This is a genomic window from Pseudomonas fluorescens, assembly GCF_018614775.1.
GTDB classification, from domain to species: domain Bacteria; phylum Pseudomonadota; class Gammaproteobacteria; order Pseudomonadales; family Pseudomonadaceae; genus Aquipseudomonas; species Aquipseudomonas fluorescens_BY.
The window spans coordinates 21,094-40,129 of record NZ_JAGGOF010000049.1; the positions used below are offsets into that span (position 1 = coordinate 21,094).

Annotated in this window: 18 protein-coding genes, 1 tRNA gene and 3 pseudogenes; 10 read left to right on the top strand and 12 right to left on the bottom strand. The window is 60.8% G+C overall.

Going from position 1 to position 19,036, the window contains the following annotated elements; translation table 11 throughout:
- The 3 genes from J7E36_RS14425 to J7E36_RS14435 all read left to right on the top strand — a co-directional run bounded on the left by J7E36_RS14425 (position 1) and on the right by J7E36_RS14435 (position 2,858).
- The gene (locus tag J7E36_RS14425; protein WP_215003987.1) at positions 1–618 is read left to right on the top strand and encodes a TPM domain-containing protein; all 618 of its coding nucleotides are present in this window, start codon (positions 1–3) and stop codon (positions 616–618) included.
- A gap of 215 nt (positions 619–833) precedes the next feature.
- Positions 834–2,051 carry a class I SAM-dependent methyltransferase gene (locus J7E36_RS14430; RefSeq protein ID WP_215003989.1) on the top strand — a complete coding sequence of 406 codons (1,218 nt, stop codon included), beginning with the start codon at positions 834–836 and terminating at the stop codon, positions 2,049–2,051.
- 225 nt (positions 2,052–2,276) lie between these two features.
- Complete coding sequence (locus tag J7E36_RS14435) at positions 2,277–2,858, top strand: DJ-1/PfpI family protein (RefSeq protein WP_215003990.1); 582 nt, start codon at positions 2,277–2,279, stop codon at positions 2,856–2,858.
- A 53-nt stretch (positions 2,859–2,911) separates the two neighbouring features.
- Here J7E36_RS14435 and J7E36_RS14440 read toward each other — a convergent pair whose 3' ends face one another.
- Positions 2,912–3,931, bottom strand: a complete 1,020-nt coding sequence (locus J7E36_RS14440) for a DUF4917 family protein (protein WP_215003993.1) — start codon at positions 3,929–3,931, stop codon at positions 2,912–2,914.
- A 139-nt stretch (positions 3,932–4,070) separates the two neighbouring features.
- Between J7E36_RS14440 and yiaY the strand changes: the two genes are divergently transcribed.
- On the top strand, positions 4,071–5,219 hold the full coding sequence (gene yiaY / locus J7E36_RS14445; protein ID WP_215003995.1) for an L-threonine dehydrogenase: 1,149 nt from the start codon (positions 4,071–4,073) through the stop codon (positions 5,217–5,219).
- Between the two features lie 46 nt (positions 5,220–5,265).
- Here yiaY and J7E36_RS14450 read toward each other — a convergent pair whose 3' ends face one another.
- Both J7E36_RS14450 and J7E36_RS14455 read right to left on the bottom strand, forming a co-directional pair.
- Complete coding sequence (locus J7E36_RS14450; RefSeq protein ID WP_215003997.1) at positions 5,266–6,429, bottom strand: MFS transporter; 1,164 nt, start codon at positions 6,427–6,429, stop codon at positions 5,266–5,268.
- 13 nt (positions 6,430–6,442) lie between these two features.
- Positions 6,443–7,678: an aminotransferase class I/II-fold pyridoxal phosphate-dependent enzyme gene (locus J7E36_RS14455; protein ID WP_215003999.1), complete on the bottom strand. Its 1,236-nt coding sequence runs from the start codon at positions 7,676–7,678 to the stop codon at positions 6,443–6,445.
- A gap of 476 nt (positions 7,679–8,154) precedes the next feature.
- Here J7E36_RS14455 and J7E36_RS14460 point away from each other — a divergent pair, with 476 nt between their 5' ends.
- From J7E36_RS14460 to J7E36_RS14470, 3 genes are all read left to right on the top strand, one after another.
- A complete protein-coding gene (locus J7E36_RS14460; protein ID WP_215004000.1) occupies positions 8,155–9,504 on the top strand; it encodes a sensor domain-containing protein in 1,350 nt (449 codons plus the stop codon).
- A 123-nt stretch (positions 9,505–9,627) separates the two neighbouring features.
- On the top strand, positions 9,628–10,131 hold the full coding sequence (locus tag J7E36_RS14465) for a DUF4142 domain-containing protein (RefSeq protein WP_215004002.1): 504 nt from the start codon (positions 9,628–9,630) through the stop codon (positions 10,129–10,131).
- 76 nt (positions 10,132–10,207) lie between these two features.
- On the top strand, positions 10,208–11,116 hold the full coding sequence (locus J7E36_RS14470) for an SDR family oxidoreductase (RefSeq protein WP_215004004.1): 909 nt from the start codon (positions 10,208–10,210) through the stop codon (positions 11,114–11,116).
- 48 nt (positions 11,117–11,164) lie between these two features.
- On the opposite strand, the pseudogene J7E36_RS14475 reads toward J7E36_RS14470, so the two are convergent.
- Positions 11,165–11,571: pseudogene (locus J7E36_RS14475) on the bottom strand (low affinity iron permease family protein).
- A 174-nt stretch (positions 11,572–11,745) separates the two neighbouring features.
- On the opposite strand from J7E36_RS14475, the gene J7E36_RS14480 reads away from it, so the two are divergent.
- Positions 11,746–11,892 (top strand): hypothetical protein, encoded by a 147-nt coding sequence (locus tag J7E36_RS14480; RefSeq protein WP_215004006.1) that lies wholly within the window; start codon positions 11,746–11,748, stop codon positions 11,890–11,892.
- 142 nt (positions 11,893–12,034) lie between these two features.
- On the opposite strand, the gene J7E36_RS14485 is transcribed toward J7E36_RS14480, so the two are convergent.
- The 7 genes and pseudogenes from J7E36_RS14485 to J7E36_RS14515 form a co-directional block, all read right to left on the bottom strand.
- On the bottom strand, positions 12,035–12,445 hold the full coding sequence (locus J7E36_RS14485) for a type II toxin-antitoxin system HicB family antitoxin (RefSeq protein WP_215004008.1): 411 nt from the start codon (positions 12,443–12,445) through the stop codon (positions 12,035–12,037).
- Between the two features lie 40 nt (positions 12,446–12,485).
- Positions 12,486–12,662 (bottom strand): annotated as a pseudogene (locus tag J7E36_RS14490) (type II toxin-antitoxin system HicA family toxin); the annotation flags it as partial.
- 392 nt (positions 12,663–13,054) lie between these two features.
- Positions 13,055–13,128 (bottom strand) — tRNA-Gly (locus J7E36_RS14495).
- A gap of 246 nt (positions 13,129–13,374) precedes the next feature.
- Complete coding sequence (locus tag J7E36_RS14500; protein ID WP_215004012.1) at positions 13,375–14,259, bottom strand: alpha/beta fold hydrolase; 885 nt, start codon at positions 14,257–14,259, stop codon at positions 13,375–13,377.
- A gap of 307 nt (positions 14,260–14,566) precedes the next feature.
- Entirely contained in the window at positions 14,567–15,259 is a 693-nt protein-coding gene (locus J7E36_RS14505) for a pseudouridine synthase (protein ID WP_215004014.1), read from the bottom strand.
- A gap of 35 nt (positions 15,260–15,294) precedes the next feature.
- Positions 15,295–15,513, bottom strand: coding sequence for a cysteine-rich CWC family protein (locus tag J7E36_RS14510; protein ID WP_215004016.1), 219 nt, complete (start codon positions 15,511–15,513; stop codon positions 15,295–15,297).
- A pseudogene (locus J7E36_RS14515) lies at positions 15,506–16,117 on the bottom strand (GGDEF domain-containing protein); the annotation flags it as partial. The pseudogene J7E36_RS14515 and the gene J7E36_RS14510, both read right to left, overlap by 8 nt.
- Positions 16,118–16,513: 396 nt before the next feature.
- Here J7E36_RS14515 and J7E36_RS14520 point away from each other — a divergent pair.
- The gene (locus J7E36_RS14520; RefSeq protein ID WP_215004020.1) at positions 16,514–16,903 is read left to right on the top strand and encodes a hypothetical protein; all 390 of its coding nucleotides are present in this window, start codon (positions 16,514–16,516) and stop codon (positions 16,901–16,903) included.
- A gap of 162 nt (positions 16,904–17,065) precedes the next feature.
- Here J7E36_RS14520 and J7E36_RS14525 read toward each other — a convergent pair whose 3' ends face one another.
- The gene (locus J7E36_RS14525; protein WP_215004022.1) at positions 17,066–18,178 is read right to left on the bottom strand and encodes an enoyl-CoA hydratase/isomerase family protein; all 1,113 of its coding nucleotides are present in this window, start codon (positions 18,176–18,178) and stop codon (positions 17,066–17,068) included.
- A gap of 131 nt (positions 18,179–18,309) precedes the next feature.
- On the opposite strand from J7E36_RS14525, the gene ung reads away from it, so the two are divergent.
- A complete protein-coding gene (gene ung, locus J7E36_RS14530) occupies positions 18,310–19,002 on the top strand; it encodes a uracil-DNA glycosylase (protein ID WP_215004024.1) in 693 nt (230 codons plus the stop codon).
- Positions 19,003–19,036 lie beyond the last annotated feature (34 nt).

Sequence of the window (19,036 nt, forward strand, 5' to 3'; positions counted from 1 at the left end):
ATGGCATTACTGACTGAACACGAACAACGCAAGGTCGCCGAGGCCATCGCCCGGGTCGAGCGGGACACTGACGCCGAACTGGTCACGGTGCTCGCCGCCCGCGCCGACGACTATGCCTACATCCCGCTGCTGTGGGCCAGCCTGTTTGCCCTGGTGGTGCCCGGCGTGGTGCATTACCTCACGGGCTGGCTGGCCATGCATAGCCTGTTGCTGGTGCAATGGCTCAGCTTCATCGGGCTGTGCCTGGTGTTGCGCATTCCCCGCATCACCACGCACCTTGTTCCCCGTTCCGTGCGGCATTGGCGCGCCTCCAACCTGGCGCGCCGGCAGTTTCTCGAACAGAACCTGCATCACACGGTAGGCAGCACGGGCATGTTGATCTTTGTGTGCGAGGCCGAGCGGTACGTGGAAATCCTGGTGGACGAAGGCATCTCCAAGCGACTCGACAACAAGCGCTGGGACGCCATCGTCGCCGCGTTCACTCAGCAGGTTCGCCAGGGGCAGACTTTGCAGGGGTTCGTGACCTGCATCGAAGCCTGCGGCGAACTGCTCAAGGAGCATGTACCGGTGACCCATGCGCGTAATGAGTTGCCGAACCGGTTGGTGGTTTTAGGCTGATAAGCCTGCTGTCGGCACAAGCCTGTGGGAGCAAAGCTTGCTCGCGATGAACGATGACTCGGTTTGGCCTGCCGAATCGCGGCGTATTCATCGTGGGCAAGCCTTGCTCTCACAGAGGCTGCTGCTCGCCACACCAACTTTTCCGTGCCCTGGCTGCCCATCCCCCCTAAAATACCGACCAATCCCGATTCGCCCCGCCCCGAGGCCGCTTGTTCATGTCCGTCACCGCAACCCCCGCCCGTCCCGCGCCGGATCACCACGCCCAGTTCGTCGAGCTGCTGCGCACCAGCCTTGCGCAGAACGCGTTCATCAAACTGGTGCTGGCCAAGTATGTCGGGGACGAAGCGGACCTGCAGCGGTTGATCATCAAGCCGTTGACGGTCAAGGACCAGCCCTGCCTGTCCTTCGTCTACCGCTACAAGACCCGCGACATCACCAGGAATTTCCCGCTGACCGAAGGCGTGGACACCGTCGCCGCGCTCTTGCCGGCGTCGTTCAAGAACGCGCACCTGTTGGCGGTTACCGACGAGGCGCAGTTGGAATACAGCAAGAAAGGCAAGTCTTCGCTGTTCAAGAGCAAGCCCCAGCAACTGCGGGAGGTGCCGTCCGGCGAGCACAACCGCGAAAAGCACCGCTTCCTCGACCTGAGCCGGCCGTTCCTGGCCGACCTGGGCGTGACCAATCACAAGCACGAGCTGATTCCGGCGATGTCGCGCAAGTGGAAGCAGATCAACAAATTCATTGAGGTCTTCAGCCATGCGCTGACGTCTTCGCCCCTGGCCCTGGACAAGCCGGTGCGGGTTTCGGATTTCGGCTCGGGCAAGGGCTACCTGACGTTCGCCATCCACGATTACCTGCGCAATACCTTGCAGGCCGAAGGCGTGGTGACCGGCGTCGAATTGCGTGAAGACATGGTCAAGCTGTGCAATGAAGCGGCCGCGCGGCTGGACCACCCGGGCCTGAGCTTCCAGCACGGTGACGTGCGCAGTGTGGCGCCGAGCGCGGTGGACGTGATGATCGCCCTGCACGCCTGCGACATCGCCACCGACTACGCGATCCACATGGGCATTCGCTCGGGCGCCTCGATCATCATGTGCTCGCCGTGCTGCCATAAACAGATCCGCCTGCAGATCCAGAGCCCGGCCTTGCTCAAACCGATGCTGCAATACGGCTTGCACCTGGGCCAACAGGCGGAAATGGTCACCGACAGTCTGCGGGCACTGTTCCTGGAAGCCTGCGGCTACGAAACCAAGGTGTTCGAGTTCATCTCCCTGGACCACACCAACAAGAACAAGATGATCCTGGCGGTCAAACGCGCCGAACCGGTGGACCCGACCGAACTGCTGGCGAAAATCCAGGCACTCAAGGCGTTTTATCACATCACCGAGCATTGCCTGGAAACGCTCTTGCGGGCGGATGGGATTCTCGGCTGACCACCGCCCGCCCTGTGGGAGCGAGCCTGCTCGCGATTGAACGATGACACGGTTCAACTGATGAACCGCGGCGCCTGAATCGCGAGCAGGCTCGCTCCCACAAAAGCATCTTCGCGTTCACTCGCGTGCAACCCGTCAGGTCATGACGGCTTATCACACCTGTCGCGACATCCCGGACTACCTTTAAGGCGTTCCCACTCACGCATTCCCAAAGGAGCCCAGCCCATGGCGGCCAAGAAAATCCTGATGCTGGTCGGCGATTACGTCGAAGACTATGAAGTGATGGTGCCGTTCCAGGCCTTGCAGATGGTCGGCCACACCGTGCACGCGGTCTGTCCGGACAAGCGCGCCGGGCAGACGGTGCGCACGGCGATCCACGATTTCGAAGGCGACCAGACCTACAGCGAAAAGCCGGGGCACCTGTTCGCCCTCAACCACGACTTCGCCGGTGTCGACGCCGCCGACTACGACGCGCTGCTGGTGCCGGGCGGGCGGGCGCCGGAATACCTGCGGCTGAATGAACAAGTCCTGCAACTGGTGCGCGACTTCGATCTGGCCGGCAAGCCGATTGCAGCGGTCTGTCACGGCGCGCAATTGCTGGCAGCGGCGGGCATTCTCGACGGGCGCGAATGCAGTGCCTACCCGGCGTGCGCCCCGGAAGTGCGGCTGGCGGGCGGGACTTACATCGACCTTGCAGTGACCGAAGGCCATGTCCAGGGCAACCTGGCGACCGCACCGGCCTGGCCGGCGCATCCGAACTGGCTGGCGGGTTTCCTGACCTTGCTGGGCACGGCCATTACGCTGTAGTCACGCTGCGCGTCGAACGGGCAGGGCCACGGGTGCCTAGCCTGATCAGGCGATTAAACCTCCACCGGCACCGATAGTCTCGGATCACCCAGCGGATGGCTTTTGGCGTCGTAGAACCGCAGCTCCACGGCAAGCCCCTGGAACACCTGGGCGTAATGGCGCTTCTGGTGCTGGATGAACGCCTGGCTGCGCGGGTAGATCGAGATCGCCACGGTCTTGGGGGCCGCCTGGCGAAGGGCATCGACGATGTGCCGGTCCTGCTCGCCGAGGGCATGGCCGAACAGGCACAGGTTGTCGCCGTGGTGCAGCAACTGGTCGTAGCAGAAGGACAGGTAATCGGAGCTGCGGATCGTCTTGAGCTTGTCCTGGCTCGGACCTTCATTGACGAACAATGGCACATCGTCAAGGGTCTTGAGGGTGTTGTTGATGGCGAAACTGCCCAGCAACGTGCCCTCGGTGGACGTCAGCTTGCGCGCCGTGCCGTCCTGGTTGCGCACCAGATGCAGGCCACCGTGCAGGTACAACAGGCGCGGTTTGTCAGTGGTCACCTGGCTCAGGTCAAAATGGTGCTCGCTGCCCAGGAACAGGTCGGTGAGGGTGTCGGGCACGTGCTGGATCGCCCAGTGGTTGAGCAAGTCGTAATTGGTGGTGAACACCGTACGGTAGCGGCACAACGCCTGGTTGAGCGTCGCCAGCGTCGAGGGCTGCACCAGTCGCCAGGGGATGTGCACCGCGTGCACGGTATTGATCAGCGCTTCCTTGATCGCGTAGTAGCGATTGCGCGGGGCGGCGGAGCTGACGGCCAGGGCCTTGTTGACCCGGCTGGTGGTTTTCAGCGCACCGAGTACCTGCTCGAAACTGCGCGTCTGCAGCGCCTCGAACACACTCAGTTCCGACGGGCTCAGAGGCTTTTCTTCGACAGTACGGGCGTTTTCGAACAGCGAGTCATAGCCGAAATCGTCCCACACCGCGCGGCTGGCGCCATTGCCCAGCAGCAGGCCGCTGAAGTTGGTGCTGGCCTGCAAGGCCGCCCAATCTTCAAGCCGGGCGTCATATTCCTGGAAATCGGTCATCGTGAAGCTCATCCAAAACGTGGCAAAGGCAGGGCGCGACTTTATCACGCCAGAGTCTTGAGCCAGATCAAGGAGCGCGGTGACTGATCGGTCAATCCTGTAGTCCCTACCGATCCGGTCTCTTCCAGGAGCGTGTCCCTTGAGCAACACCTTTTTCATTCCCGCCGTGAACATCATGGGCCTGGGTTGCCTCGACGAGGCCATGACCGCCATTCGCAACTACGGTTTTCGCAAGGCACTGATTGTCACCGACGCAGGGTTGGCCAAGGCTGGCGTGGCGTCCAAGGTGGTCGAACTGCTGGCCATCCAGGATGTCGACGCGGTGATCTTCGACGGTGCCAAGCCCAACCCCAGCATTGCCAATGTCGAGCAGGGGCTGGTGTTGCTGAAGGAGAGCGAGTGTGACTTCGTTGTGTCGCTGGGTGGCGGCTCGCCCCACGACTGCGCCAAGGGCATCGCGTTATGTGCCACCAATGGTGGGCAGATTCGTGACTATGAAGGTGTCGACCGCTCAAGCAAGCCGCAATTGCCATTGATCGCCATCAATACCACCGCCGGCACCGCCAGTGAGATGACCCGTTTTTGCATCATCACCGACGAGACACGCCACGTGAAAATGGCCATTGTCGATCGCAACGTCACGCCCCTGATGTCGGTGAACGACCCGGCGCTGATGGTCGCGATGCCCAAGGGCCTGACCGCTGCCACCGGCATGGATGCGCTGACCCACGCGATCGAGGCGTATGTGTCCACCGCCGCCACGCCGATTACCGATGCCTGCGCCCTGAAGGCCATCACCCTGATCAGCAACAATCTGCGCCTGGCCGTGCGCGACGGCAGTGATCTGGCGGCGCGGGAGAACATGGCCTATGCGCAGTTTCTGGCAGGGATGGCGTTCAACAATGCTTCGCTGGGGTTCGTCCACGCCATGGCCCATCAACTGGGTGGCTTCTACGACTTGCCGCACGGGGTGTGCAACGCGGTGCTGCTGCCTCATGTGCAAAGCTTCAACGCCTCGGTGTGCGCCGCTCGCCTGAACGACGTGGGCCGAGCCATGGGCGTCGATACGCCGGGGGCCAGCGTGGAAGAGGGCGCCCAGGTCGCCATTGCGGCGATCCGCAGCCTCGCCCACGACGTGGACATTCCGGCCGGCCTGCGCGAATTGGGCGTACGCCTCAATGACGTACCGGTGCTGGCTGCCAACGCCTTGAAGGACGCTTGCGGCCTGACCAACCCACGGGCTGCGGACCAGCGGCAGATCGAGGAAATTTTCCGCAGCGCGTACTAGTGACCTGTGTGGCTGATTCCTGCACTCAAATTAACCGTACAGGCCACTAGGCGACCCGGGGCGGCATGGACCTTACACAGAACATCGCCGCCGCACCTAACAGTGCACACAGTGTCGCCAGCGGCCAGGCCTGTTGGCTCAACAACAGGCTGGCCATGGCGCCGACCACCGAGGCCATCAGTTGATGCAGAAAACCGCTCAACGCCATGGCGTAGGCGCCGGCTACAGGTGAGCCCGCGTTGGCCAGGGACAGGCTGATGGGGTAGTTCACCGACTGGCCGAACACCGCGAAGCAATACGGCAGCCAGAACAGAATCGCGATGCTGCTCAGGGTCAGGCTACCTGCCAACATGATTGCGCTGCCGCCCAACACCCATGCGATACCCCAGCCCATCATCCGTCGCTGGCCGGTGCGCAGTACGAAAGCATTCACTGTCAGTGCACCGAGCAGATACGCCGCGCTGATCGGCCAGCCCAACAGACCATACTCGATGGGTGACCAGTGGAAGCCAGCCTGCAGAATCAGCGGCGCGGCGGTGTTGAAGGCAATGATCACGCCGTAACCCAGCCCGCCCGCCAGTGCCGGCAACAGAAAGTCACGGTGCCGGAGAACCCTTGTGTAAATCCGCCAGGCCGATTGACCGTCGCTGAGGTACGTCACCGGCGGGAACCGGGCCCGGGAGATGGCCGCCGCCAGGGCCAGGCTGGTGGCGCCCAACCCAAGAAAAATCGCCTCCCAACCCAGCGCGGCCTGGATCAGCGAGCCCAGGTATTGGCCGATGCCGAGGGCCACGACGAAGGCGATGGATATCCATGAAAGGGCCTTGGCCAGCAAGTCGCCGCTGAAACTGTCGCGGATCAGGACCCGGGCCATCACCGAGATACCGCTGGCGCCGATGCCCTGAATCAACCTCAGCGCCAGGAATGCTTCTACTCCGGTGCCCAGCGGCAGGGCCAGGTTGCCCAAGCCGTAGAGCCCCAGCGCCGCCAGCAAAACCGCCTTGCGCCCCAGGCGCTGGCTCAGGCTGCCCCACCACAACATCGGCAGCGCCATGCCGATCAGGTACACCGCCAGGCCCCAGGAAACCGCCGACGCATCGGCGTCCAGATCCCGAGCAATATCCGGCAGGGCCGGCAAGTAGATGCTCATGCCCAGTTGTGCCAGGAACACAGTGGTGCAGGTGACGATCAGGGTGGTGCGGTTCTTCATCGACAGACTCGTTTCATGGACGGATATCCCGGCCGTGGATCAGCAGCAGGTCGGTGATCCTTTGGCAGAATTCGCTGATCACCTTCGGCTCCATGTCGGCGCGCAGGGTGATACGGATGGCGGCTTTGCCTTGGGGCACCACCGGGAAAAAAACCGCCGAAGTGAAATACCCCAGCTCGGCCAGTTCGACCGCCAGGCTGTTCGCCAGGGCCGCCTCACCGCAAGGCACCAGACGGATCGCCATGGGGTTGCCGTGTTGTTCGGTACGAACGAGGCGGTCGAAGAGGCGGATATTAGCCTGCAAACGCTCCTGCAAGGCGCTGAATTCCTGGCTGCGGTGCAGGCGGATCGAGGCCATGCCCGCGCCAATGGCTGCTGCGTTCAAACTCTGGGACCAGTTGCTCGGTCCACCGTAGCGTTGTACCAGGGCCTTTTGCCGTTCACAGCCAAACATTGCCAACCCACCGCTGGCGCCGAAAGATTTCGCCAGTGAAGCAACGATCAGGGTGCGCTCGTCCACGGCGGGCAGACGCGGACGGACCAGGCCCGCGCCGCGTTCCCCGACCGCTGACAGTGCATGGGAATCGTCCAGATAGAGAAACAGGCCGTAACGCTGCTTGAGGTACAGCAGGCTGTCCAGGTCCGCCAGGCCACCCATGCTGTAGGCACTGTCGGCCACGTACGCCACCTTGCGCTGGCGCTTGCACACGTCTTCGATGAAGTCCATGTCGTTGTGCGGGCACGTGATGACCCGGGTTTCATCGGCGCAGGCGGCCTTGATGTGATTCATCGAATAGTGGGCATGTTTGTCGAACACCATCACCGGCGACCGGTCGTCCGTAAAAACGCCGCTGGCCAACAGAGGCAGGATCCCGGCGCTTGCGGCACTGCAGGACAGGGCACTGAGGCAGCTGGCGCCAAACAGTTCCGACAGTTGCGTCTCGTATAGATCGAGAATCGCCAGCTTGCAGCGATTTCTGGAATTGGCGACACGCAGCGTCCCGGCTTCCCACAGCGCGGTCATGGCGCCGTCCAGCAACGCCGGGTGGTAATCCAGCCCCAGGTAGGATGTGGTGCAGAAGTGATGGAAGGTGCGACCGTATTGATCGACCAGGACGTTGGGGGTCTTGACCTCGACATTCAGCCCCGAGATTTTTCCGACTTCGGCACACTGCCAATTCTGGTCAGCGAGGGCAATGACCTTGCGGTAGTGGGTGAAGTGATGGGTGGGTTGCGCAGTCTGGTTCATGGTTCGATGACATTCCTTGGTTACGATGCTGTCCTTGAGCGCTTCAATCGCCGTGTTTCCAGACCTTACAGGGGGCGCAGGGGACTTTGAATCAGCCGTTTCTGCTGTGCTTGAGTGTCACTGGAGACTTCTGTGTAGGAGCTTGCCTAGGACCCTGGGGGGTGAAACCCCTTGCGGCGTGGGATAGTAGGAAGGCTATGCTCTTGCTCCCGAGCCTGCGGCGTTTGGCTCGTCACTATTCTTAAGGTTGCGCGCCCTATGCGCTGTCGGTGACGAGTCGGCGCACCTTACCTGGCATCGTATTAGAAGCAGTGCCAGCCCCGTTGGTCTCGATCCACGCGCCCGCGAAATCTCGTTTCAAGGCTGAACGCATACACGCCGATCGCCTACGCTATCCTTACCGGTATTGGATTAGCTGTCAGTTTCGTACGCTCGCTTCGCTCACCGCTGCACTTATCCGGATGATCCCCAGCCCCATGGACACCCGCAGTTCCGCGCCGCTGGCCAGTTACATCGACCTTATGCTGGACGCCGTGTGTGCGGTCGACGGCCAAGGCCGTTTTGTATTTGTCAGTGCCGCCTGCGAGCGAATTTTCGGCTACACCCCTGACGAGCTGATCGGCCAGCCCATGATCGACCTGGTGCACCCTGCCGACCGCCAGCGGACCCTCGAAGCGGCGCGGGAGATCATGGGCGGCGAGCCCAAGCTCAATTTCGAGAACCGCTACCTGCGCAAGGACGGTCGGGTGGCGCACATTCTGTGGTCGGCGCGCTGGTCGCCAGTGGACCAACTCCGGATCGCCGTGGCCCGGGACATCACTGAACGCAAGCTGGCCGAGTCCCGGCAGGCGGCGTTGTATGCGATTTCCGAGGCGGCCCATGCCGCGGCGGATCTGCTGGCGTTGTTCAAGCGCATTCACCTGATCATCGGCGAATGGCTGCCGGCGCTGAATTTCTCGGTGGCACTGTATGACGAGCAATGCGCGCAGCTGAACTTCGCTTATCACGTCGACGATCTGGAGCAACGGCCCGAACTGCCCGGTACGGTCACCGGGCGGTTGTGCGCCGAGGTGATTCGCAGTGGTCAGCCGATCCTGTTGACGCCCGGTTGCAGCTCATTGCCATTGGGGTTCTGTGATCTTGTGGCGCGGCCGGACGCGCCCTGTTGGCTGGGGGTGCCGCTGAACTCGCAGAATGGCACGATCGGCGCGCTGATCGTCAAGAGCGCGCTGGACAACGAACGCTATACCGAGCAGGACAAGGAACTGCTGCAATATGTCTGCGCGCAGATCACCATCGCCATTGAGCGCCAGCAATTGCATGCTCGACTGCAGCACATGGCGCAGTACGACCAGTTGACCCAGGTGCCCAACCGCGAGCTGTTGCGCGATCGCTTCAAGGCAGCGCTGGCGAGCGCTCGCGCCGCGTCAGGGCGCATGGCGTTGCTGTACATCGACCTCGATCGCTTCAAGCAGATCAACGACACCTATGGGCACGGTGTCGGCGACATGCTGCTACAAGCGGTGGCCAGCCGTCTCAAGGGCTGCATAAGGGACTCCGACACCGTGGCGCGCATCGGTGGAGACGAGTTCGTAGTCCTGCTGCACAGCATCCAGGCGCTGGAAGATGCTCACCGTGTGCAAGAAAAAATCCGTCAGACGCTGACCCAGCCGCTGCGTCTGGATGAGCATTGCCTGAGTATCGAGCCAAGCATAGGCGTCGCCTGTTTCCCCGATCATGGCATCGAAGACGTAGCGCTGTTCCGCCATGCGGACGAGGCGATGTACGCCGCTAAACGACAGAATCATCGGGCACTTGGCATCTGACCACGGTCACCGTTCGTCGCGGTACAGCACTTAAATCAAACTTTTGCGTCCCTTTCCCTTTCGAAACCCAGGCAGGCCCCGCTGTGGGGTAGCTGTCGAATTCTTACAGAGGAGGGCGCGACCATGAGCCGAATGGCCACCTTTTTTCGCACCAGCAGTCTTGTCGTATTGATGGGGCTGGGCGCCAACAGTGCCTGGGCCCAATCGCCCGCCGAATTCATCAACGATGCTTCCGCCAGAGGCATGGCCGACATCGAGGCCAGTCGCACGGCCCACGGAAAAGCCGAATCCAGGGAGGTCAAGGACTACACCATCATGGTGATCAACGACCGCACCACCGCCAATCAGCATCTGGCGAAAATTGCCAAGAAACTCGATTTGCCTGTTGCGCCTCGGGACGAGGTGGCAGACAAGGCCAAGACTCTGATGCCACAGGTACAGGAGGGCGAGTCGTTCGAGGCCGCCTATGCCGCCAGCCAGGTCAAGGCCACCGAGGAAGCGATTGCCCAGATCCAGGAACAGGCCCAGACCACCGAAGTGCCGGAAATCAAGGCCTTCGCCGATGAAACCTTGCCCAAATTGCAGACCCATCTGGAGAAGGCCAAGGCATTGCAGGCCAGCCGCTGATCCGCTGCACCTTCCATCTTCATGACCGGGGCGTTCGCGTCCCGGCTCATCTTGCCCGCTGAAAAGGAGAACCTCGATGTCCACACGCCGAGAACCCAACCAATACGCGATGCAGAACCCGCTTACGCAATATCCCCGGCCACCTTTTCCAGACCAGCCACAGTCGCCGCCGGGTATCGACCAGGACATGGTGCCCAAGCCGGATCATGGCGAGAAAACCTACCAGGGCTTCGGGCGCCTGGAAGGGCGCAAGGCGCTGATCACCGGTGGCGACTCGGGGATCGGTCGCGCGGCCGCTATCGCCTATGCCCGGGAGGGCGCTGATGTAGTGATCAACTATCTGCCCAGCGAAGAACGCGATGCACGACAGGTGATTGAACTGATCGAAGCCGAAGGCCGCAAAGCCATTGCGATCCCGGGGGATCTCAAGGACGAAGCCTTTTGCGTGCAACTGGTGAAGAGTGCTCACGAGCAACTGGGTGGCCTGGATATCCTGGTAAACGTGGCTGGCAAGCAGGAAGCCCAGAAAGACATCGCCGACATCACGACGGCGCAATTCGACGACACCATGAAGACCAACATCTATGCGATGTTCTGGCTCTGCAAGGCAGCCGTGCCGCTGATGCCTGCGGGGGCGACGGTCATCAATACGGCGTCGATCCAATCCTATGACCCGTCGGCGACGTTGTTGGATTACGCCACCACCAAAGCGGCCATCGTTGCCTTCACCAAGGCGCTGGCGGGACAGGTCATCAGCAAGGGCATCCGCGTCAACGCGGTGGCACCCGGGCCGATCTGGACGGTGCTGCAACCCAGTGGTGGACAACCGCAGGAGAAAATTCCTACTTTTGGCTCTCAGGTCCCGATGAAGCGTCCCGGCCAACCCGCCGAGTGCGCCCCGCTTTATGTACTGCTGGCTTCGCAGGAGTCGAGCTACATTACTGGCGAAGTGTTTGGCGTGACGGGGGGAGATCCGCTGCCCTGATGGTTGCCGGACAGGCGCGAGTGGTGCGACACCGCTCGCGCCCAGGTATCAGCATTGGTTCAGATCGACCGTGTTCGGCTTTTCCAGGCCCTCAAGGCCCTTGGCTTCGCCTTCGCCCATGGCCTGGTAATGCTTGCGCAATGCTTCCAACTGCTTGAGGTCCAGCGCTTCGAGGCCCAGCATTGCGTTTTGCGCCTCCGCGTTCGCCCGCAATAATTCATCGATCTTCAGATGCAAGATGTCGGTATCGCGGTTCTGCGTGTTTTGAATCAGAAACACCATCAGGAAGGTGATGATCGTCGTCGAGGTGTTGATGATCAATTGCCAGGTGTCGTTGAACTGGAAATACGGCCCGCTGATGGCCCAAAGCACCAGCAACACGATGGCTCCCAAAAACGTCTTCGGGCTGCCTGCCCATAGCGCCAGTTTTTCTGTGCGATTTTTGCGAAGGTCATTGCTGCGTTCCTTATGGGATTCACCTGTCTGTGAGACAGCAACGAAGCGGTGAAAATTCTGCTTACATTTTTTCTTTACCTTCGGTCGCGCGCTTCACCGTATGGCCTGAAGTCCAGGGCAACCATCTGCCGTGTTCGCAGGTCACTGCTTAAAGCCCTCAATTGGAGTACACCATGAACCTCACACGCACCTTCTGCCTCGCCTGTTGCCTGTTCGCCCTGCAAGGCTGCTTCGACAACTCGGGTAACGAGACCAAGGACAATACCGATGGCACCAAGTCTTCGGTGCAAATGCAGGAGTCCGGTTCGCAGAAGAAATAAGCGATCGGCCCTGTGCAAAAAAAACGGTACGAGCGAGCCTGCTCGCGAAACCAATGTGTCAGTCGACGTCTCTATCGACTGTCACGACCCCATCGCGAGCAGGCTCGCTCCCACAGTTTGTTCCGTATCCTGCTCTGTCTTTTCACCGCCCCTGCTGCAGCACCTTCAGCGCCGCCGACGCCAGGAACCCGGATCGGCTTTTCTCCTCAGGGTGGTGCAACACATACTCATCGATACGGTTGAGCAAATAGCCAGGCAAGGTAATGTTGAGTTTTTGCGCCTTGCCCAGGTACTTGGTCACATCAATGTCCACCAAAGCCCAGGTACAGCCGGCGTACTTTGGATCGGCTGCGTGCAGGGTGACGGTGTTGGCCGACGGAATCGGCGAGCCGTCTTCCGCGAGAATCTCGAAGTGCCCCTCAATGGCCTCGCGCGCCATCGCCATGGCCTCATCCAGATCGTCTCCAGCGGAAAAGCAGCCGGGAATGTCCGGTACCTCAACCCCCCAGGCTTGTTCGTCATTACCCATTGAAATTGCAATCGGGTACAGCATGTTCTTCGTCCTCCAAGGGAGCGGTGCAAGGTGCGGTCTGGAGCAGAGCCTGTTGCAGGATACTGAGGGCTGTTTTCTTGAGCAGGTCCTTCTTCGGATGAGGAACCGTGACCAGCCCCGGCTTGATCGGATGCTTGAAATGATGGTGACTGCCCCGAATCCGCACCAGATACCAACCGTCCACAACAATCTGGCCTATCAAAAATCGGCTATTCACAACACCTCCGTGTGGTGCGCTTGGTGGGTACTATACCTACTGTAATTTAATGATCAACACTATAACCACCGAGTAGCCGGTCGTTGGGGGATTGAATTCATTACGTAGAAGTCTAGAAGCCGCCCAGGACGAGGGTCGAAGCGAGAGGCGTGGGTGTATTTCGGAATGTGATCGGCAGGGACTACAAACGTAGCGTGGGAGCCTGCTTCTCTGCAGGACGACCTACGAGGCGGATAATGAACAGTTGGCTGGCTGGAATGGCTACAGACGCAGTGCGGTCCTGGACGTTAGAGACGTAAGCGAGATGCCAAATCCAAGACGAAAAAAAACCGGCCACCACGTGCCGGTTTTTTACATCTTCCGCCAAACTACAACGCAAGACCAGAATCGATTGGAGCGGGTAGAGGGAATCGAACCCTCAACTAAAGCTTGGGAAGCTTTCGTTTTGCCACTAAACTATACCCGCTTTAAACGCACGTTCTATCTCACTCAAGCAGACAATCCCGAAGGGCTCACCATCAGCTTTGACGCTGAAGTGTTGCCATCGAAGACACCCGCTCAGAGCGGCTGACTTTGTACCAGATGTGGACGGGGATTTGAAGTTTTTCTTTGCGTACGGTGAAGTTAGCTGTCTACGCAACTCTTCAAGACAGAGCGGCCATCGCGAGCAAGTCCCACAACCTTGGACGAGACTTGCCCGCGAGGACGTGTTTCAGATTGCCAGTGCATGGTAGTCCTGCACGTAGCTGTAGCGCGGACGGCTTTCGTGGTGTGACGGGGTGAGGAAGCTCATCAAGGCGTTGCGGCTGTCTCGGCAAGCGGCCTTGTGTTCCATGTCCAGGAAGTGCCCGGTGGCTTGCAACGTGCTGAAGGTGCTGTGTTGGACGTGATTGGCGAAGAGCCTGGCGTCGTCGGCCGAGGTGTATTCGTCCCATTCGCCGTTCAGGAACAGCACCGGCACGTTGATTTTTTTCGCCGCGTTGACGTAGCACTGCTGGTCGCTGTGGAGCACGTCGGTGATGTGGAAGTGCATCTGCCCGTATTCGTGTTCGGCCAGGCTGCTGACGTGGCGGTAGTTGAAACGCTTGAACAGCGGCGGCAAATGCTTGCCGATCGTGCTGTTGACCAGATGTCCGACACGGTCGCCATCCAGGCTGCCCAGATAGTCCACACCGCGTTCCAGATAGTCGCGCATCGGTGCATTGAGCACCGGTGAAAACGAGCTGATCACCGCTTTTTCGATCCGCCGTGGGCGCTGGGCGAGGGCGGTCAACGTGGCGGCGCCGCCCCAGGAAAACGACAGCACATGCTCGGCGGCGAAGTGATCGATCAGTTCCAGGAGAATCTGCCCTTCGATCTCCTTCGTCAGCATTTTCTCGTGCAGGTTGTGGGCTTTGGACTTGCCCGCGTAGGGCTGGTCGTACAGCACGACGTTGAATTGCGGATGGAGGTTCTTGACGGTCTGTGCAAACGACGCAGTGGTGGCCATTGAGCCGTTGACCATGATGATGGTCTTTTGTGCGGCGTCTGCGCGATAGAACTCCGTGTAAACCCGATACTGACCCTGTATATCCAGCACAGCGATTTCTGGCCTCATGTCATAAGACTCCTGGCAAGCGGGTATGCGCGCAACGAGAGTGCACGGGCAATGTGACAGGTAGGCATACGCCTGGAAGATAAGGCCCATGTCGATCCGCAAAGCGGTCGGCGGGTGTTGTTATGGCGGGCAGTTTGCCAGTGGGTTGCAACGGAACCTGAGGGTTCTGGTCGGCAAAAAGTTTCTTGGAAGTATGGGGTGACTCATCGGTCACATTTCGGCCGACGGTTTGATTCAAGCAGGGGGGCGAGCGTTGCGCAAGTGCCGTTTGGAAATTGTTCGACACTTCTGCCCAGCGGTCACGGGTTCAGATCAGGTGGATTTCATCAAGGCTCAAGGCGCGGTATTGGCCTGGTGCAAGGTTGGCGTCCAGTGTCAGCGGGCCCATGCGCTCGCGATGCAGGCGCAACACCTTGTTATTGAAGTGGCCGAACATGCGTTTGACCTGGTGATAACGGCCCTCGACGATGCTCAAACGCGCCGACGTTGGGCTCAGCAACGTCAGCGCCGCCGGTTGGGTCGTGAGGTCTTCGAAGGCGAAGTACAGGCCCCGGGCGAAGGTGTCGGCGTACTCGGTGGTGATGGTTTGTTCGGTTTCGACGTAATAGACCTTCGGCAGTTTGGTCTGCGGCTGGGTCAGGCGTCGCGACCAGCTGCCGTCATTGGTGATCAGCATCAAGCCGGTGGTATTGAAGTCCAGGCGCCCGGCGATGTGCAGGTCGTCCTTGTCCGGCACGTCGAGCAAATCCAGCACGGTAGGGTGTTGTAAGTCGCGAGTTGCGCTGACGCAGCCGGGCGGTTTGTGCAGCATGAAGTAGCGTGGCGGACGGCCCGCTTGCAACAATTCGTCGTCGACCTCAACACGGCTGAATTCGCGCACCGGGGCATGCGGGTCGGTGACGGTCTGGCCGTCGATCCGCACCCGACGTTCCACCAGCAACAGACGGACCTGTTGGCGATTGAAACGGGGCAGGTTACTGAGGAAACGGTCAACGCGCATGGGCAGTTCAGGCGAGTGGGCAGAGGGCGCGCATCTTACTTGATCGGCCGGGGCTTGGCATGCAACTGGACCTCGACTTGCGCACAGCGTGGGCACAGGCAGGACTGATCCCGCAAGTCTGCCGGCAATGCCTCAAGTACGGCTGGGTCAATGCTCACACTGAAACACCAGCAGGCCCGGTCGTCGGTTCTCGGGTCGGCCAGGGAGCAGTCGTTCGCGCCCCCGCAGGCGGGGCAAAGGTCGGGTTTATTCATAACTGGAGTGAGGCATTTCCACGCAGGTCCGGTTGCACCCGGTCTGCCGGGCGCGGTGCAGCGCATGATCGGTCCGAGACAGCAGACTGTGCAAGGTGTCTTCGTCTTGCACCGTGGTGAGGCCGATGCTGACCGTGACCAGCAATTGTTTGCCACTGCAGAAATAGCGCTGCTTCTCGATGTGCTGACGAATTTTCTCGGCGATCTTCAGACCGGTCTGTCCGTCAGTGTCCTTGAGCAGTACGGCAAAGGCTTCGGCACTCCAGCGACACACAATGTCCGAATGCCGCAGGCTTTGTGTCAAGTCCCGCGAGAACCCGGACAGCAGTTGGTCGCTGGCGATGTGACCGTGGGTACTGTCCAGTCGCTTGAAATCGTCCAGTTCCAGCAACAGCGCGGTCAAGGGCCTGGGCTCGCGTTGGGCTTCGTGCAGGGCCTGCACAGCCAACAGGTTGAAGCCACGGCGGTTAGGCAGCTCGGTCAGGCTGTCGAGGGTCGTCTGGGCGTCGAGGCGGCGTTGGTAGTTGTTGATCAGCCGGTAGAGAAGCGCCAGTACGGTCAGCGTCACGAGCAGACCGATCAGCAGGTTCAGGTACAACGTTTTGAGCGTGGTGTCCCGAACCGGGGGCGGGACGGCGTAGTGGCCCGTCAATGAAATGATCAGGAACCCTGTACCCACCAGCCCTCCTGCGATCAGGAGTGGCCGACGCTGGGAATACAACGGCGAACGGAGCGACATGGCGATTCCCTTGGCGAAGACCCAATGCAGTCAGTTTAGTGGCCTCGTAGGAAAAGGTGCCTGGATTTGTATGTGGATAGACCCGTGGCGGGAATGCCAGGTCGCTTTGTGCGGGGGAGGGGCAAAGGGCTACATGTTTCTAGTTGTTGCCATATCGCACCAGATTCCGATTTTGCTGTCTGAATATTCGACAGTCACCCAAAGCTGGCTGCCGCCCATCAGCGTCGCTGATGTGGCCCATTCGCGGTCCAGGAGGCCGCCATGTATCGACGACTGCTGCTCCTTGCGTTTCTCGGTTTGACTCTTTCGGCCTGCACGCCTTATTACGACGCAGACTCAAGCTACTACCGTTCCGATGTGTACACCTCACCGGCACCGATCTATTACGGTGGCGGGAGTTATTACTCGGCCCCGCGTGGCTATTACGCCCCGCGGTATTACCAATCGGCGCCGCGCTATTACTCGGCACCGCGTTACTATCAACAAGGCCCGCGCTATTACTCGCCACCGCGAGCAGCGTATCGGTTTTATCCAAACCGGGGCGGCTGGGACGGCCACGACCGGGGCGGTTGGAATGACGACCGGGGCGGTCGAGGCGGGCGTGATCATCGAGGGCGCGGCGATCATGACGGCAGGGGCAGCCACCGCTGATCCGCGGGCAGTAAAAAAGCGGCGCATCGAGCGCCGCTTTTTTGTGCCTGTTGTCCTGTGTGAGCGGGCTTGCTCGCGAAGGCGGCGTGTCAGCTTGCGATGATGTTGGGTGTGCCGGCCCTTTCGCGAGCAAGCCCGCTCCCTCAGGGGCCGATTCGGCGTTCACTCATTGGACAAGTCCGCCAACGGATGCCGACCTTCCCAGGCCTTGTGAAAATGCGCCTCCACCACGGCTTCGGGCACATGATTGATGTCCGGCCAGTGCCAATGGGGCTGGTGGTCCTTGTCGATCAGCCGGGCCCGCACGCCCTCGCTGAACTCCGGATGGCGGCAGCAGTTGAGGCTCAGGGTGTATTCCATCCGGAACACACCGGCCAATGACAAGTGCCGCGCACGGGCTATCTGTTCCCAGACCAGATGAGCGGTCAGGGGAGAGCCTTCGGTCATGGTCCTGGCTGCCCGGGCGATCAGCGGGTCCTGGTGGTCCACCAGCAGGCTCAACGATTTCCAGGCGCAGCGCACGTCGCTGACATCCAGCCATTCGTCGATTTTCTGCCGACGCGGCAGCCATTGGGCTTCAGGCAGTCGGGCGGCGGCTTCCTGCTGCAAGGCCTTGAGCAGGCTGTTGAGCTGCATCTCGGTCTGTTCCTGCCAGTTGAGTTGCAGCAAGCCTTCGATCAGGTCGTCCTGCTGTTCGTCCAGCAGAAAGCGGTCGGCCAGGCCCAGGTCGATGGCGTCCCGGGCGTTCATGTGAGCACCGGTCAGGCCGAGAAACAGACCGAGCTTGCCGGGCAGGCGCGACAGGAACCAACTGGCGCCAACGTCCGGGTACAGGCCGATGCTGATTTCCGGCATGGCCAGGCGACTGCTCGGGGTGACGATGCGCGTGCTCGCGCCTTGCAACAGCCCCATGCCGCCGCCCAGGACATAACCGTGACCCCAGCACAGCAACGGCTTGGGGTAAGTGTGCAGGTTGAAGTCCAGGCGGTATTCCGCTGCGAAGAATTGCGCGGCCAGGGGCGGCACCTCACCGGGATTGGCGCGGCACGCCTCCACCAGACTGCGGACTTCACCGCCGGCGCAGAAGGCCTTGGCGCCGTTGCCACGCAATAACACACAGGCGATTTGCGGTTCTCTGGCCCAGGCGTCGAGACGGTCGCGCAGTGCATTGATCATCGGCAGGGACAGGGCGTTCAGGGATTTTTCGGCATCCAGGGTGGCGACGCCGATGCGGGCCCCTGTGATGCCCGTCAGTTCTTCGAAGTGCAGATTCATCGAGACCTCGATCCGGAATTTGAATGTTCAGTATGACCGCTGCGTGGGAAAGTGCCGGTTCTGTGTCAGATCAATTGACAAGCCATGTAGGCTTTCCTAGGGTGCGCCCATTGTTTATACCGGGTGCAACCATGACTGCTGATGACCGTATCAAACTCGAACCCAGCTGGAAGCAGGCACTGCGTGCCGAGTTCGACCAGCCCTACATGGCAGAGTTGCGCGAATTCCTGCGTCAGGAGTACGCCGCCGGCAAGGAGATCTACCCACCGGCATCGCTGATTTTCAACGCCCTCAACTCCACGCCGCTGGACAAGGTCAAGGTGGTGATCCTCGGCCAGGACCCTTACCACGGTCCGGGCCAGGCCCATGGTTTGTGCTTTTCGGTGCAGCCTGGCGTGCCGACGCCGCCGTCGCTGGTGAACATCTACAAGGAATTGAAACGCGACCTGAACATCGACATTCCCAACCACGGCTATCTGCAAAGCTGGGCCGACCAGGGCGTGTTGCTGCTCAACACCACCATGACCGTCGAGCGCGCCAACGCCAACTCCCATGCGGGCAAAGGTTGGCAGCACTTTACCGACCGGGTCATCGAAGTGGTCAGCGCGCACCAGCCCCACTTGGTGTTCCTGCTGTGGGGCGCCCATGCCCAGAGCAAGCAGAAACTGATCGACGCCACCAAGCACCTGGTGCTGACCTCGGTCCACCCATCGCCGCTGTCGGCGTATCGGGGCTTTTTGGGATGCGGGCATTTCAGCCGGACCAACAAGTTTCTCGAGCAGCAGGGCGAGGCGCCGATCGATTGGCGGTTGCCGCCGGTTTGAGTGTGCAACCCTGGAGGGCCCCATCGCGAGCAGG